The organism is Planctomicrobium stercoris (assembly GCF_051465655.1).
Lineage (GTDB): Bacteria > Planctomycetota > Planctomycetia > Planctomycetales > Planctomycetaceae > Planctomicrobium.
Genome location: NZ_CP195791.1, coordinates 311,109 through 325,109, shown reverse-complemented (window position 1 = coordinate 325,109; position 14,001 = coordinate 311,109). Strand labels below are relative to the sequence as shown.

Here is a 14,001-nt window from a genome sequence, read left to right as displayed (position 1 = left end):
CAGTGTCGCAAGTCTCCTGCGTTGTGTCAAATGCGTAAAGATTCATGTCTGGCGGGACGCTGAGAGCCTGTCGACTTCAGGGTTCCACGCAAATTTCATCGCCTTTTTCGTCAGTCTGGGGATCCCGCTCACTCAGGCCTCCCCATTTCAGGCGGACGTCCCCTAAAATTCAGTCAGAATTCCTTCATTACCCGGACCAATCTGTCGTGAGCGATCCCATGGTTTCGAGTCCCAGCGAGCCCAAAACCGATACGTCTCGGAAATCGCTGCTCTACAGATTGTTTCGGAATCAGCTTCCGCTGGAGACCGAGACGAGTGCTTTCATCCTGATGAATGTGCTCGACTACTTCGCGACGTACTATTTGCTCTATCTGCACATTGCTAAGGAGCACAATCCGATTGCCAACTGGTTCCTGGAAGGGTGGGGGCCCGTCCGGGGACTTCTCTTCTACAAGCTGGCACTGGTCACTCTGGTCTGCGGGATCGCCCAGATTGTCGTCCTCGAAAAGCCCCGCACCGCGCGCTGGCTTTTGAATGGCAGCACCGTTGTCATCGCGATCGTCGTCTTCTACAGCCTACGGCTGATGGTGGTCCATGGAGGACTTCCCCCCGTCGATCACTTTCACGATGCATTGCTCGAGCTGGGGGAGTGAAATGCCTGTCAGGCGAAAGACCTTTCGGGATGATGTCTTCCCGGATTGCAGTTCCACCTGAGCTTTGGCGATCCCTAAAGATTCCGCCAGCAATCGCTGAATCTCCAGGTTTGCTTTGCCCTGCTCTGCCACCTGTGTGACAGAGATTTTCAGCCGCCCGTCATGCACACCGTGAATCTGGTTCCGCCTGGCTCCGGCGTGCACGTGTACCGGCAGGAGAATCCCCTGAGGAGTCGACTTCAGGTCCACGGGAATCATGAGGGGAGGCACCCTTCAAAGATCAGACTCCCCACGCGAATCAGGGTTGCCCCTTCTTCAATCGCGATCTCAAAATCGTGACTCATCCCCATGGAAAGTTCTCGAAGTTCGACGTTTGAACCGTTCGCTTGAAGTTCGTCCCGCAACTCCCGGAGCCCTCGAAAAGTTTGACGGATGACGTCAGTCTCTTCCGTCAGGGGAGCCATGGTCATCAGTCCCGCAAGCTGGACCGATTCGACTTCGCATAGTTCTTCCCACTGAGTTCTCAACTGATCCGCACTGAAGCCGCTCTTGGATTCTTCCCCGGAGATGTTGACCTGTAACAGGACCCTCGGGAAGAGTTGCAGCTCTGAAGCGATTCTCCCGATTCGCTGCAGCAGTTTCAGGGAGTCGACGGAATGAATCAGTGTGACGTGGGGCAGGACGCTGCGGATTTTGTTGGCTTGCAACTGACCGATCAGATGCCACTGCAGATCGGAGGAGGTGACGAGACTCCGGGCACGTTCGATGAGTTGTTGCGGTCGATTCTCTCCCAGATGCTTTTCACCACACTGAATGAGTGACTCGATGATAGGGACCGTGGCCGTTTTGGTGACAGCGACCAGCTGCACGGACGTGGCGTCTCGCCCCGCCATGGCACAGGCTGCCGCGATCCGGCTGTGCAGCTGCGCCAGATTCACCTGTAATCGCGACTTGATTTCGTCGGGCTTGTTCATCGTGCTGAAACGGGCCTGTCACTCGCTGGGGGAATCACCGCTGATTGCTGAAACGGCAGCGGGAGTCTTCGGCACTCCCCCTGAAGGATCTTCGGAAATTGAAGCAATGGGGGTGTCGACACCTGCCAGCGCGGGGACCGGTGTCGAATCCAACTGAAAGCGATCGCGCGAGAGCTGACGGAGTTCGACATTAAAGATTTTTACGAGTGCGTGCAGGCAGCAGGCGACAATCGGGCCGATGAAAACTCCCCACAGCCCCATCGCTTCAATTCCCCCCAGCACGCTGATGAAGGCAAGCAGCGGATGCAGCTTGGTGTTGGAATTCAGAACATAGGTGCGAATCAGGTTGTCGATGAGGCCGACAAAGATGATGCAGTAAAGAACAAGGATTGTCGCTTGAACGGGGCTGCCATGTGAGTACAGCCAGATCGCACACGGCATCCAGACGAGCCAGGTCCCCATCAGCGGGATCAGGGCTCCGAAGGTTGCCAGCGCGAATAATGCCACGAGATGGTGAAACCCCAGCACTCCGATGGCCAGGGTGGTGGCCAGTCCTTGCGACAGGGCAGCGAGGAATGTCGCGATCACGACCGATCGCACCACCTTGCTGAACTCATCGAGCATCTCCCGCTGATAATCGATATTGACCGGGACGAGTGATTCTCCTGCGGCGATCAGCTTGGTTCCATCCGCGAAGAAGTAATACAGAGCGATCGAGAACATGATCAGGCCGATCGCCAGTTTGACGACGAAACCGGCAGCCCCCTTCAGCATCCCGATGGTCGTCCCCGCTGCATTCCCCAGTGACTTGTCGCCAATTTCCGTCAGCGACGTGCGCAGCCAGGCGGAAAAGTTCTGGGCGACCTCTGCCACCTTCAATTGATTCTCTTCAGGCAGGTAGCGGTTGGCATGGTCGACAGTCCAATGGACGACGTTATTGACCACTGGTTTGACAGATTCCTGATCCAGCTGCGAGGCGAAGGTGTAGAGCTGCAGCGAAGAGATCAGCACCCCGAGGAGCAGCGGCACCAATCCGGTTGCAAGAACCCCCAGAGTTGTCAGTCCCGCTGCCAGTGGAACGTTGTTTTTCGTGCGACGGAGGAAGTACCGGTAAACCGGCTGGCAGACGATGGCGGTCATGGCCGCCAGGAAGAGGGGGAGGGCGAAGGGAGCCACGACCCGGAAAAAGGTCATCCCCAGAATCACGATGAACAGGAGCAGCACCGCCATTGAAACCAGACGAGGCATATTGCGCATGAACTGACCCAATCTTGAGGGAGGTGCGGTTTCGATCTCGTGCTGACATTCAATTCCGGAGACACCAGCGACTCAGGAAGTATTTCGTCCATCTCCAGGGAACGGAAGCGAAGGCGAGAATCGTTTTTCTTCCCCTCCTGCCCGGTCCGAGGTTGTCGCGCACGAGGCTCGTTTCTTGGTAGATCTTTCAAACGGGTGCTGGTTTGCTTTGCATTTTTTACAGCAACGACGAGGGCCCTGAGGTGGATCAACTTTCTTGAAAATTCTCTCAAAATATTTCTAGGACGGATCTTACGAGCGACAACTGTCTCCGTCTCAGGGTGCCTCGGCACGGGGACTGCATAAAGGGTTTTCCGGTGATTGAGAGCCTGCCGACGAAAGTCGCAGGTCGAATTGAGGAGTCCACCGCCCCTTGAGAAAGGGCACCTCCTGTCGATTTTCACATCGTGAATCACATAGAGAAGCCGGGTGACCTGAGAGATCACTCGGCTTCTCGTGTTTGATGCGGACGAGTTTCGGGTTCCCCAGATTCCCCAGCTTCCGGCGCAGTCCCGCGACGTGCCGAAATGGTCGCAAGCCAGCCAGATCATTGCCGGTTTTCTTGACGCTCAAACGACTTGCACGCACTCTCCCCATTGGCATCCTGCAAAAAGTTGTCACACTAACGGGAATTTGAAAGCTGGCTTCACGGGCAGCATTGATCGTCGCGGGGCTGCGCCGGTCCGTTCACACCAATCTTGTTCGACCACTTCAGCGAGAATTGATTCAGATGTATGGGCGACTGGGGCATTTCGTTTCGCGAAACTGGCTGTGGGTTCTGCTTTTCTGGGTGGCTGCGGTGGTTGTGCTGCGAAACACGACGCCCCCGGTCAAGTCGGTGACTGAGCCGGGCGAATTCAACTTCCTGCCCGACTCCGCGCCCACGCGCCTGGGAGAAAAGCTCTTTCAGCAGGCGTTCCCGAAAGACCTCCTGGGGAGCAGCATTGTCATTGTGCTGGCGAGCAACAATGACCAGAAGATGACTACCGAAGATTTCACGTTCATTGAAGACGTTCTGAAACCGCGTCTGCAGAGCTTGATGCCGCCGACTGCGGAAGACCGCGAATTAAGCGAGAACACTCCCGAACAGGCTGCGGAGAAAGCTGAGGCGGATCAAAAGCAGGCGGTCACCTATCCGGAGATCACAAGTGTTCGCACCCCCGGCAGCCGGGAGATCGGTAAGCTGTTGATCAGTCGGGACGATCAGGCAGCCCTGGTGATCGTCGATCTGAATATGGACTTCATGGGGCAGGAGATCCGCCGACCGGTGGCTGCTGTCGAAGAGGTGATGAAGTCCCTGGAGAAGGAAGGACTGTTCCCCAAAGACCTGAAATACGCCTACAGCGGAAGTGCTCTGGTCGGTCGGGACATGGGCGAGGCACAGGAACGCAGTGCCGATGCTGTGAAGAACTGGACGCTGATCCTGATTGTGGTCCTGCTGTTCATGGTTTACCGGGCTCCACTTCCGGTGCTCGTCCCGTTGGCGACGTTGACGGTGGCGCTGGAGGTTTCCATGAGCCTGCTGGCTGCGGCGGCTCAGGCGAAGTGGATCGGGATGTTCGAGGGGATTCAGGTTTACACGGTGGTGGTGGCCTACGGAGCCGGGGTCGACTTCTCCATGTTTCTGACTTCCAGATTCCATGAGGAAATCCAGAGACGCGGAACTGTGGAAGAAGCGGTCACACGCACGATGGAAGGGGTCGGGCCCGCTGTGACGGCCGCGGCCGGAACGGTCATCTTCGGAATTGGAATGATGATCTTTGCGACGTTCGGCAAGTTTCATCAGGCGGGGATCAGCATCGCGTTCAGCCTGTTCGTGATCTGGTGCGCTGCAATGACCTTCACCCCAGCCATTCTTCGCGTCATGGGGCGATACACGTTCTGGCCCGAGATGCCGCAGCACGGGGTCGAGTTCCGCACGCAGAAGGTGGGACCGTTCAGCCAGTTCATCCGTCGAATCACGTTCCATTCTGAATCACACAAATTCTGGGAAACGCTGGCGGATCGAATCACGCGGTATCCTGTCCGTGCCTGGGTCGGGACAGTGCTGTGCATGCTCCCGTTCTCCATTGTCGGATGGTGGTGTTATGACCACGTCAGCTACGGGTTGATTGGCGAATTGCGAAACAACGTTCCCAGCGTCGTCGGAACCGAGCTGGTTTCACATTACTTTTCCAAAGGACTCACCGGACCGACCACGCTGGTGATCGAGCAACCTGACATTGATTTCGGCAGCAGCGCGGGACAGTCGCTGATTCGTGAACTAACGGACGACCTTCGCAAGAATCAACGGGAACTGCATATCGATGACATTCGCAGCGTCGTCCGTCCGCTGGGTGAGCATCATGAGTTCGCTCAGGCTCCCCAGGCCAGCGGCGTGCTGGGGCGGATCGTTCGCAGAAATGCTCAGCGAACCGGAGCAGCGGAATACTATCTCGGCGGCAAGACCGAGACCGGCAGCCATGTCACGCGAGTCGATCTGGTGCTGGATGGGGATCCGTTTTCCCGGCACAGCATCGACAAGATCAGGTCCCTTCAGTCCTATCTGGAGGCCAACATGCCCGAGCAACTCAAGCAGGGCAAATTCTATCTGATCGGATCGACTGCCAGCATCCGCGACCTGCAGGTGATCGCCGGTTCGGACCGCGTCCGCATCATCGTGCTGGTGACTCTGGCAGTGTTTGTCGTGCTGCTGATTCTCATTCGCAGCCCGGCGGACAGCGTCTACCTGATGGCAACTGTGATTTTCAGCTTCCTCTGCACTCTGGGAGTGGCGTACCTGGTGTTCCTGGCGCTGGACCCGGATGATTTCGGTGGACTCGACTGGACCGTGCCGACGTTCCTGTTCACGATCCTCGTGGCGGTCGGGCAGGATTACAACATCTTCCTTGTCACGCGTGTCCACGAAGAGCGCGAGAATCATGGACCGGTCGGCAGCGTCAAACACGCCATCGTGCAGACGGCGTCGATCATCACCAGCTGCGGACTGATCATGGCCGGAACGTTCTGCTCGCTGGTGGTGGGAGGTGAACTGGCACGCATGAATCAGCTGGGATTTTCGCTGGCGTTCGGCGTGCTGCTCGACACCATGATCGTCCGCCCAATTCTCGTTCCAGCCTACCTGGCATGGCGGGCGCGGCGGAAGGAAGCCTCCGACCCCGCTGGGGATCATCGTCCTTAACCGTCTGTCGAAAGTCACTATGACGGGGTCCCGGCGAATGCTTTCGCCGGGCTTATGGGGGGGCGTGAAATCTTTGAACTGCAGTCGCTTCGCCACAGACTGACTGTGCGTGGCGATCGCAATTCAGTTCTGCGTGATCAAGCCTTTGCCGGGTGCTTTTTGCTTCTACGAAACAGGGTGTAGAAGAGGGCATCGAGTCCGAACCATGTGCCGGTGGGAAGAGCTGCAATCGCCAGCAGCGCGATGCATTCGATCAGATTCTTGTTGACGATGAAGCTGTGTTCCGGGCCGGGGACCGGGGGGACGCCCGGCCAGGGGGGCATCACGAGATAGAACATCATCAGGAGGACCGCGCCGCCGAGAGCGGCCAGTCGCGTGAAGAATCCGATGATCAACAGTGATCCGAGAATGATCAGTCCCCACATCACCTGCCGGTCGGACTTGGCAAGCGGCGTTTCTTCAGCCGGGGCTGCTCCGGACTTCAGCTGTTCGGGCGTGAGCAGCTTGATTGCAGCGTCCTTCAGGGAATTTTCCAGGGATTTGATCGGGCCGACGAGTTCGCTGCGCATGATCGCCAGTTTTTTGCCCAGCATGGCAGCGTGATCGTACTGGTAGTCCATCGCGGCTTTGTCGATCGCTCTGTTGTAGTCTTCGACCAGATCCTTGTATTCCTGAATCTTACCGTACCGGACAACGTGCTTCTTCTCGCCAGCATCCTCAGGAAGAGTTGTTCCCATGACGATGTCGATGGAGCCTTTGTCATTGGTTGCTCCGGAAACCCCGGCATTCTCAGGGTTCCCTCGTAGCGCTCCAGCGAGCTGGTGTCGGAAAGAGAGTTGTCGCGAATCCGAAGCCAGTTTCACGACAGCCGCGTAGAAGTTCGCCTCAGTCTGATCCGCTTTCTGCTCGGGATCGGATTTCTTGACAAACGTCCCATCTGGTTTGCGTTCGACGTCCACCAGGGAAAGTGCGGCAGCCTCTTCGCTTGGAAGAACAGGAAGAACAGCGGTCAGGACTTTTGCCTCCCCGTCGTACTTGAATGCTGGCTCCAGCTTTTTCGGGTCAGTGACCGATTGCGGGAGTTCGGCCAGTTTCTGGCTGAGCTTGCGTGTGGGAGGGAGGGCATCCGGGGCAGTGTCTTCTTCCTCGGATCCATCCAGCTTCCGGTTCAGTTCCTGCAGCTGCTTTTCATCGAGCTTGTAGTGCTTTGCGAAGCGGTCCCGCCAGGCGTACCAGCGGCGACTCATTTCGGAATAGTCGAGCCACTTCAGGTCATCCGGGTCGCCGGTCATGTCTCGGAAGTAGTTCCGCAGCGGTCCCTGAGCGTTTTTCAGATACCCTTCCGACGTCCAGGGATTCGGGGTCGAGAGAGTGGCCCGTTTCCACAGACCTTCGTACAGAAACTGCCATCCGATCGACATTCGCAGCAGGACGATCAACAGAATGGCCACTCCCGAGACTCGGCGCAGGTCTTTCACGATATATCCTCAATGCACTCTATAATGTCGTCGCCTGGGGCGGGATCCGGGGAGGGTTCCAGCGTCTGAACCGGCCTCAATGGGGGAATGCCGACAGACGGGGGTCCACGTTCAGGACTCCACGGACTCTTCTTTCTCGAAGAAGAATTGTTCCGCGGGCAGATTACAGACGATGGGCGTGAGCTCTCGACCATACTCTGGCAGGGGGATCAGGATCGCCCCTACGTCCGGATGATCATCGCAATACCGCCGGGCCTTGTCGAGTCCCATCACGTAGAATGCGGTCGACAGTGCGTCCGCGGTCGCCGCGTCAGCTGCAAGCACGGTGACTGACAGTAACCCCTGTGCAGGCCATCCATTGCGTGGATCGACGATATGTCCGTATCGCTTCCCGCCGTGCCTGAAAAACTGGACATTCGACCCGCTGGTCGCCATCCCCTGATTGCGCAGCAGGATTGTCGCGTATCGCTTCTCGGTGAACAGGGGGTTCTTGATCCCGACCGGCCATCCGATGTGGCCTCCATGATTCCCCTGCCCGTACATGCTGCTGTGCCCGCCATGCACGATGAAATCCTCGACCTCTTCAAACTGCAGGTGTCGAGCCGCACGATCGACCGCGTATCCCTTTCCGATCGCTCCGAAGTCGAGGCTCAACCCTGCCACATCGTACGAAATCGAGCTGTTGATGGAGTCGAGATGGACGTGCTGCATCCCGGTACATCGGAGTGCCTGATCGATCGTCTCCTGCTCTGGGACGCTGGAATTCTGGCGGGCCTCGCGCCAGATGCGGATCAAAGCTCCCATGGCTGGGTCGAAGGCCTGGTCGGTCTCTTCCCAGAGTTGCCGGCAGCGGAGCAGAAACTCAAGCAGGTCGGGAGCAACGACTTGCGGAGCGGTGGCCGCCAGCCGGTTGATGCGGGCGATTTCACTGTTGTCTCTGTAAACGGTGAGCTGATCTTCAACATCGTGGACGAAGTCCAACGCGTCTGAAGCGACCATCACCTGACGGGGAAGTCCGGGGTTCATCACCACAGCCCACTGACAGGCCATGGCCCGCGTCTCCAGTCGAACGGTGTCTGATCCCTTGGGAGGGACTCTGGCCTCTTCCCCATCGAGAATGGCGTCGGTGATCTCATCCGCCCGATGTCGCAGCGCCCGCTGGGCGGCTCTGCCGGTGAGAAATTCACGTCGATTGGAGTCTGCCGATTCGCTCATCGGGGCTCGGATGGAAATGTGGGAGGTCGTGAAGAGGGCTGTTCCGGCCACTCCTTGAACAACCGATCCTGCCGTCTATACTTCGGGGCGGCGAAAATTTCCGCGCACGCGTAACCAGTCAAAATACCAGAAAGCAGCCTCATGAGCGCACAAGTTGGCCAGCCCTCTCCCAATTTTTCCCTTCAGGCGTACGATCGCACCAAAGACGGTACAGACGACCAGTTCAAGCACCTGAGCCTGGAAGACTACAAAGGGAAGTGGATCTGCCTGTTCTTCTACCCGCTCGACTTCACGTTCGTCTGCCCGACGGAACTCGTTGCCTTCAACGACAAGCTGGGTGAATTCGAAGACCGTGATTGTGCTGTTCTGACCGCCAGCACGGACAGCGTTTTCTCCCACAAGGGGTGGTGTGATTCCCACGCGGATCTGGCGAAACTCAAGTACCCCATGCTCGCCGACACGACTCACAAGCTCGCTCGTGATTTCGGCGTGCTGAAAGAAGATGCCGGGATCGCCTATCGAGGTATTTTCCTGATCGATCCCAACGGCACCGTCCGCTGGTCGGCAGTGCACGACCTGAGCGTCGGTCGCAATGTGGATGAAGTCCTCCGCGTCCTGGACGCGCTGCAGACCGACAAGCTCTGCCCATGCAACTGGAAGTCCGGCGAAAAGACGCTGAACTAAACCGGTTTGGTCTAATGTCGATGTTTGCGAGGCCGCTCTCGGCAGTCTCGCACTCAGCTGATTTCCCACGGAGACACAGAGGCACGGAGCTGACTAAGGCTTTACGAAAGTCGTTTCAGTCTCTCCGTCTCTCAGTGACTCCGTGGTGAAGATGTTTTCTGAACACTGCTGTTCAGTCAGTCATGCAAATCTGAAGCGCACTTCCGTGTTTCAGAACATCGGAGAATCCCTTGTCTCGATTGCTCCCAATTCCCGTTGCTCAGGCTTCCGAGAAGGTGGCCCAGCAGTACGCGCGTGTTCAGGAGATGTTCGGCAGTGAAGAGATTCCTGCCCCCTTCCTGATTTATGGCAATGTGGAGCCATTCCTTCGGGACTTCTACATGAACTTCAAGAAGTTCGTGTATACCGATGGAGCTTTGGATGCGAAGTCGAAGGCAGCGATCGGACTGGCAGTCGCATCGCACGGCAAGAGCGGGCCATGGCTCGACTTCTTCTTCGCCCGCTGCCAGTCCCTGGGATGGACGGCTGAGCAGGTGGCTGAGATTCTCGCTGTCACAGCGACGAATTATATGTACAACACGTTCTTTAAGTTCCGTGATCTGAGCGGTTCGACGTTGTTCGACGGCATGGGAGTCGGACTGCGGGCGCATATGTTCACAAATACGTCCCTCGACCATAAGACGGTCGAGCTGATTAACATCGTCATCAGCGATATCAATGCCTGCAAGCCCTGTACTTCCGGGCACGTCACCAAAGGAAAAGACCTCGGGCTCAGCAATGAGCAGATGCTCGAAGCCATTCAATGTGCAGCCACAATGTACGCGGGGATTCAGTTCTTAAACGCTGCGTCTTGAACACTGTTGACACGATTTCATCTCACGTAACGACACAGACATGCAGGGCCCGTTCATGATCAAATCGGCAGTGACGGTCAGTCTGGTTCAGGAAGCGCGAGGCGGTCCGTTCGTTTACTGGGATGATCTCCCTGCTGCGATCGAACGGTCACAGGCACTCGGCTTCGACGCTGTCGAGCTCTTTCTGCCTGGCCCCGATGCCGTCCCTGTCCCCGAACTGCACGCTCTGCTGAAGTCTTCCGGACAAGGTGTTGCAGCTGTCGGGACCGGAGCCGGAATGGTGGTTCATCAGCTGAGCCTGAGCGATCCGGATGAAGGTCGGAGATCCGCAGCGATCGAGTTCGTCAAAAAGATGATTCGATTTGGCGGCGAATTCCGTGCACCGGCGATCATTGGATCGATGCAGGGACGCTGGAAGCCGGAAATCGGCAAAGTGAACACACTGAATCTTCTGGCAGACTCGCTGCAGATCCTGGGGCAGGTTGCGAGCGAGTACGGCGTACCACTGATCTACGAACCGCTGAATCGATATGAAACCAACCTCTGCAACACCCAGCAAGAAGGGGTCGATTTCCTGCAGCAGCGAGGAATCGAAAATGTCCTGCTGCTGGCAGACCTGTTTCACATGAATATCGAAGAGACATCGATCGCGGACGGTCTTCGAGCAGGGGGGAAGTACATCGGGCACGTGCACTTCGTCGATTCGAACCGTCGACCAGCGGGATGCGGACATCTCGACTTCAGCCCCGTGGTTTCTGCGCTGCACGAGATCGATTATCAGGGATACGTTTCCGCAGAAGCTTTTCCGTGGCCGGATTCGGAGCAGGCAGCCGCTCAGACGATGCAGACCTTCCGGCACGTCTTTGGCCGATGAAACAGAGATGTTAATCCGGCGAAGAGGCATCCTCGACAGTGAAGCTCTCACCGTCGAGTTCCACGACGTCGCCCGTTTTCAATTTGCGTCGGCGTCGCAGTTCGATCTCGCCGTTCACTTTGACCTCGCCCGCCTGAATCAGAATCTTCGCCTGGCCTCCTGTGCCGGTCAGGCCGGTGAGCTTTAGAAACTGATCCAGCCGAAGGGGCTCGGGGGAAGGGAAATCACCGGACACGGATGCAGTCTCCTGGACGGACGAGATTCAGAGCCCCTGTCTCAGGGGAGTGTGGCGGCGATTCTGGGGAATTCAGTGCTCGAAATCTGTGTTTATCGCCGCCGGAACGCCACACCTTCGTGAGATTCGCTTTAGACCAGTTTGGTCTATCATGTGCAGGCGATTCAGTATTCTCATCGCATGAAAGTCCAAATTATCGCCTGCGGAACGCGATAGATCTTTTGCAAAACCGCTCTAGAGCCGGGGGACAAAACCTTCTTGATGTGCAGCATACCAGCGTCGCACACCGCTTTTGTCCTTTGACTCTGAATAAAAACAGCCGGCGCTCTCGCCGGCTGTTGATGCTGATTCAGCGCACTGCACTAAACAGGCTTCACGTTTTCAGCACGTGGCCCCTTGGGGCCGCGGCCTTCTGTGAAAGAGACCCGCTGTCCTTCATGGAGCTGTTCGAAACGAACGCCGTCCAGGTTGGAAGAATGGAAGAACAGGTCGCTCCCCTTCCCGGTGTCGATGAACCCAAAACCCTTGTCTGTCATTTTCTTGATTGTGCCTTCGGCCATCTTCAATCTTCTTCCTGCTGAACGTCTGGGTGCGATGTTGCCCAACAAAACGATTTTGAGGTGCGATCACCGGACTGCGTGATATTGACCTGATCGCAATGGTTGGTCAACGCAACAGCGAGAATTGACGTTTTCCAGATGCTCCTGGAGAGTCTGAAAACCCCCGGCGAAATCGGATTTCCTTCAGGACACGCGACGGAGCAACTCGAACGGCACATAGAATTTCGAGTAGCGACGGCCGTTGGAATACGGCTGGCCACGCGGATCCTCCACCAGTACGGTTGCCCGCTTGGTGATGCGATTGACGATCCCCACGTACTCGGTTCCGTCCATTCGAAATGCCACTCGGGTCCCCGGCTTCAGGCCGAACTGCGTCGAGGCCCGTTCCCGCGGTGTCACCAGAGCGTGCCGGTGTTCTGTGTGACCGAATCTCTCGGCTGCGATCGACTGGAACCGTTGGGCGGAGCAGTTCGAATCCTCCCACACCAGCATCTCGATCAGATGGATCAGTTCGTGTTCGAAGATCCGCTGGAGTGCTTCAATCCGGCTGCGGCACTCCAGCCCGGTGACACGGACCGTTCGCTTCACATCACGAAATGTCTGGAACAGCAGCGTCGATGAGATGGTAATTTCGTAAGAACGCTCGTTCGGCATAGAACGACGGGAAAAACGGGTCGTCTTTCCTCCCGCGGAGGTCATCCGGCTGGAGATGCGGAACTTCAGCGGGGTCTTTCCCAGCTGCTGACGACAATTGCCCGCGAAAAAGTAACTGTCATACAGGTCGAAAAGACGCTGCAGGTCCGCGGGATGAAATTGCGTGAAGTTGGCAGCGTCGATCACACGGGACTCGGTCAGGAGCGTGCGCTGAATTTCGCGCTGCCATTCACGGATCTGCCCGCGAGTGATGCGGGTCTGTTCGAGGTGCTGCAACAGGGGAGAGACGTTCATGCGATCCGCCAAGATCCATCGTGGTGGTCAAGACGACAATCTTAAGCGATGATCCGGAACAGGCAAAGAGGAAGCCGCCCGGCCGCGAGACCCCAGAAAGATCCGGAAAAGAGATGCTGAAGAAAAAAACCGAACTTACCCCTTCGCAACTGAGTATTGATCTGAAGCGGGGACGTTACCGTCACTACAAGGGGAACGAATATCTGGTGGTTGATGTGGCCCGCCATAGCGAGACCCTGGAGGAGCTGGTGGTCTATCGTCCGGAGTACGGTGAGCGGGGCCTGTGGGTGCGTCCCCTGGTGATGTTCGTGGAACAGGTGGAAGTCGACGGCAAGAACGTGGCCCGCTTTGAATATCTGGGGCCTGCATAGCAGGGTCGGCAGCGGCAGATCGGTTCGAGTCAGACTCGCCTCATTGAGAAACGCCGGAGAATCACCATGTCAGGGGAACGTGACCGAATGCTCGCGGGCGAGCTCTACGACCCGATGGATCCCCAGCTGGTCGAAATGCGGAATCGGGCGAGACAGCTGTGCCGGGAGATCAACCAGACCGGTGAAGACGAGGTGGATCGCCGTCGGGAGTTGCTGGTCGAACTCTTTGCCAGCGGAGGGGACACCGTCTGGATGCAGCCTCCGTTTTACTGTGATTACGGTGCTCACATCCTCCTCGGCAAGAAAGTCTTTTTCAATTTCAACTGTGTGATTCTGGATGTCTGTCCCGTCACCATCGGGGATCACACGCTGTTTGGTCCCGCCGTTCAGATCTACACCGCCACACATCCGCTGTCGGCCGAGTTGAGACGGAAACAGGAATTCGGTGGGCCCATCACCGTCGGGTCGGACGTGTGGGTGGGGGGCGGAGCGATTCTCTGTCCGGGGGTCACCATCGGTTCCCGTTCCGTCATTGGGGCGGGAAGTGTTGTGACCAGGGACATCCCGGAAGGTGTGGTCGCAGCCGGGAACCCCTGCCGGGTCCTGCGGGAAATCGTGGAAGATTGAGAGTCAAAGGACAAAAACGGCGTGCGACGCTCGAAAGTCTCACTTCGACAG

The 14,001-nt window shown here is 57.2% G+C and carries 15 protein-coding genes; 7 read left to right on the top strand and 8 right to left on the bottom strand.

Annotated features, from left to right (window positions below; all coding sequences use genetic code 11):
* Positions 1-218: 218 nt before the first annotated feature.
* A complete protein-coding gene (locus tag SH661x_RS01350; RefSeq protein ID WP_437227285.1) occupies positions 219-653 on the top strand; it encodes a DUF5658 family protein in 435 nt (144 codons plus the stop codon).
* Here SH661x_RS01350 and SH661x_RS01345 read toward each other — a convergent pair.
* From SH661x_RS01345 to SH661x_RS01335, 3 genes are read right to left on the bottom strand one after another with little or no spacing between them, the layout of a single operon-like run.
* Positions 576-911 (bottom strand): DUF167 domain-containing protein, encoded by a 336-nt coding sequence (locus tag SH661x_RS01345; RefSeq protein ID WP_437227283.1) that lies wholly within the window; start codon positions 909-911, stop codon positions 576-578. The genes SH661x_RS01350 and SH661x_RS01345 overlap by 78 nt on opposite strands.
* Complete coding sequence (locus SH661x_RS01340; protein ID WP_437227281.1) at positions 908-1,627, bottom strand: YggS family pyridoxal phosphate-dependent enzyme; 720 nt, start codon at positions 1,625-1,627, stop codon at positions 908-910. Before SH661x_RS01340 ends, SH661x_RS01345 begins: the two co-directional genes overlap by 4 nt.
* Positions 1,628-1,645: 18 nt before the next feature.
* Positions 1,646-2,884 carry an AI-2E family transporter gene (locus SH661x_RS01335; RefSeq protein ID WP_437227279.1) on the bottom strand — a complete coding sequence of 413 codons (1,239 nt, stop codon included), beginning with the start codon at positions 2,882-2,884 and terminating at the stop codon, positions 1,646-1,648.
* Positions 2,885-3,653: 769 nt separating this feature from the next.
* Between SH661x_RS01335 and SH661x_RS01330 the strand changes: the two genes are divergently transcribed.
* Positions 3,654-6,104: an MMPL family transporter gene (locus SH661x_RS01330; protein ID WP_437227277.1), complete on the top strand. Its 2,451-nt coding sequence runs from the start codon at positions 3,654-3,656 to the stop codon at positions 6,102-6,104.
* Positions 6,105-6,241: 137 nt separating this feature from the next.
* Here SH661x_RS01330 and SH661x_RS01325 read toward each other — a convergent pair whose 3' ends face one another.
* Both SH661x_RS01325 and SH661x_RS01320 read right to left on the bottom strand, forming a co-directional pair.
* Positions 6,242-7,582, bottom strand: coding sequence for a DoxX family protein (locus SH661x_RS01325; RefSeq protein ID WP_437227275.1), 1,341 nt, complete (start codon positions 7,580-7,582; stop codon positions 6,242-6,244).
* Positions 7,583-7,693: 111 nt separating this feature from the next.
* Positions 7,694-8,797 carry an FAD:protein FMN transferase gene (locus tag SH661x_RS01320; protein WP_437227273.1) on the bottom strand — a complete coding sequence of 368 codons (1,104 nt, stop codon included), beginning with the start codon at positions 8,795-8,797 and terminating at the stop codon, positions 7,694-7,696.
* Positions 8,798-8,938: 141 nt separating this feature from the next.
* Between SH661x_RS01320 and SH661x_RS01315 the strand changes: the two genes are divergently transcribed.
* From SH661x_RS01315 to SH661x_RS01305, 3 genes are all read left to right on the top strand, one after another.
* Positions 8,939-9,481: a peroxiredoxin gene (locus SH661x_RS01315; protein WP_437227271.1), complete on the top strand. Its 543-nt coding sequence runs from the start codon at positions 8,939-8,941 to the stop codon at positions 9,479-9,481.
* Between the two features lie 230 nt (positions 9,482-9,711).
* Positions 9,712-10,335, top strand: coding sequence for a carboxymuconolactone decarboxylase family protein (locus tag SH661x_RS01310; RefSeq protein WP_437227269.1), 624 nt, complete (start codon positions 9,712-9,714; stop codon positions 10,333-10,335).
* A 55-nt stretch (positions 10,336-10,390) separates the two neighbouring features.
* Positions 10,391-11,209 carry a TIM barrel protein gene (locus tag SH661x_RS01305; protein WP_437227267.1) on the top strand — a complete coding sequence of 273 codons (819 nt, stop codon included), beginning with the start codon at positions 10,391-10,393 and terminating at the stop codon, positions 11,207-11,209.
* 10 nt (positions 11,210-11,219) lie between these two features.
* Here SH661x_RS01305 and SH661x_RS01300 read toward each other — a convergent pair whose 3' ends face one another.
* From SH661x_RS01300 to SH661x_RS01290, 3 genes are all read right to left on the bottom strand, one after another.
* Complete coding sequence (locus SH661x_RS01300; RefSeq protein WP_437227265.1) at positions 11,220-11,444, bottom strand: RNA-binding S4 domain-containing protein; 225 nt, start codon at positions 11,442-11,444, stop codon at positions 11,220-11,222.
* Positions 11,445-11,806: 362 nt separating this feature from the next.
* Positions 11,807-12,004, bottom strand: coding sequence for a cold-shock protein (locus SH661x_RS01295; protein ID WP_437227263.1), 198 nt, complete (start codon positions 12,002-12,004; stop codon positions 11,807-11,809).
* A 183-nt stretch (positions 12,005-12,187) separates the two neighbouring features.
* Positions 12,188-12,952: a hypothetical protein gene (locus tag SH661x_RS01290; RefSeq protein WP_437227262.1), complete on the bottom strand. Its 765-nt coding sequence runs from the start codon at positions 12,950-12,952 to the stop codon at positions 12,188-12,190.
* Between the two features lie 113 nt (positions 12,953-13,065).
* Between SH661x_RS01290 and SH661x_RS01285 the strand changes: the two genes are divergently transcribed.
* Both SH661x_RS01285 and SH661x_RS01280 read left to right on the top strand, forming a co-directional pair.
* On the top strand, positions 13,066-13,323 hold the full coding sequence (locus SH661x_RS01285; protein WP_437227260.1) for a DUF1653 domain-containing protein: 258 nt from the start codon (positions 13,066-13,068) through the stop codon (positions 13,321-13,323).
* A 66-nt stretch (positions 13,324-13,389) separates the two neighbouring features.
* Entirely contained in the window at positions 13,390-13,950 is a 561-nt protein-coding gene (locus SH661x_RS01280) for a sugar O-acetyltransferase (RefSeq protein ID WP_437227258.1), read from the top strand.
* Positions 13,951-14,001 lie beyond the last annotated feature (51 nt).

Bases quoted from the DNA above. Each gene is read 5' to 3' on its own strand.
- SH661x_RS01295 (WP_437227263.1), bottom strand. From the start codon at position 12,004: ATGGCCGAAGGCACAATCAAGAAAATGACAGACAAGGGTTTTGGGTTC.
- SH661x_RS01345 (WP_437227283.1), bottom strand. From the start codon at position 911: ATGATTCCCGTGGACCTGAAGTCGACTCCTCAGGGGATTCTCCTGCCG.
- SH661x_RS01335 (WP_437227279.1), bottom strand. From the start codon at position 2,884: ATGCGCAATATGCCTCGTCTGGTTTCAATGGCGGTGCTGCTCCTGTTC.
- SH661x_RS01315 (WP_437227271.1), top strand. From the start codon at position 8,939: ATGAGCGCACAAGTTGGCCAGCCCTCTCCCAATTTTTCCCTTCAGGCG.
- SH661x_RS01290 (WP_437227262.1), bottom strand. From the start codon at position 12,952: ATGAACGTCTCTCCCCTGTTGCAGCACCTCGAACAGACCCGCATCACT.
- SH661x_RS01320 (WP_437227273.1), bottom strand. From the start codon at position 8,797: ATGAGCGAATCGGCAGACTCCAATCGACGTGAATTTCTCACCGGCAGA.
- SH661x_RS01285 (WP_437227260.1), top strand. From the start codon at position 13,066: ATGCTGAAGAAAAAAACCGAACTTACCCCTTCGCAACTGAGTATTGAT.
- SH661x_RS01280 (WP_437227258.1), top strand. From the start codon at position 13,390: ATGTCAGGGGAACGTGACCGAATGCTCGCGGGCGAGCTCTACGACCCG.
- SH661x_RS01350 (WP_437227285.1), top strand. From the start codon at position 219: ATGGTTTCGAGTCCCAGCGAGCCCAAAACCGATACGTCTCGGAAATCG.
- SH661x_RS01340 (WP_437227281.1), bottom strand. From the start codon at position 1,627: ATGAACAAGCCCGACGAAATCAAGTCGCGATTACAGGTGAATCTGGCG.
- SH661x_RS01305 (WP_437227267.1), top strand. From the start codon at position 10,391: ATGATCAAATCGGCAGTGACGGTCAGTCTGGTTCAGGAAGCGCGAGGC.
- SH661x_RS01330 (WP_437227277.1), top strand. From the start codon at position 3,654: ATGTATGGGCGACTGGGGCATTTCGTTTCGCGAAACTGGCTGTGGGTT.